Origin of the sequence: Spirulina sp. CCY15215 (genome assembly GCF_016888125.1) — a bacterium.
Lineage (GTDB): Bacteria > Cyanobacteriota > Cyanobacteriia > Cyanobacteriales > Spirulinaceae > CCY15215.
The window spans coordinates 1-244 of sequence record NZ_JACSWA010000119.1; the positions used below are offsets into that span (position 1 = coordinate 1).

Consider the following 244-nt stretch of genomic DNA (forward strand, 5'->3'; position numbering starts at 1 on the left):
CAATATTTTTTGAAGATATTAACTTTAAATCTTGGGCAAAAGGAATGTTGTCTAAACATTGCCTAGATGCTGCTTTTGGTCAATTTATTACCATTCTCAAATGGGTAGCGTGGAAACGGGATGTTTTTGTCGCGGAAGTTGACAAGAATTACACCTCGCAAATTTGTCCAAAATGTGATTTTCACACCGGAAAAAAATTGCTTTCCGAACGAGAACATAATTGCCCGGAGTGTGGATACAAAAC

Annotated in this window: 1 protein-coding gene; it reads left to right on the top strand. The window is 37.3% G+C overall.

The window, feature by feature from the left end; all coding sequences use genetic code 11:
* Positions 1 to 244, top strand: a 244-nt coding sequence (locus JUI58_RS00550; RefSeq protein WP_204101804.1) for a zinc ribbon domain-containing protein, incomplete at both ends; no start/stop codon positions are given.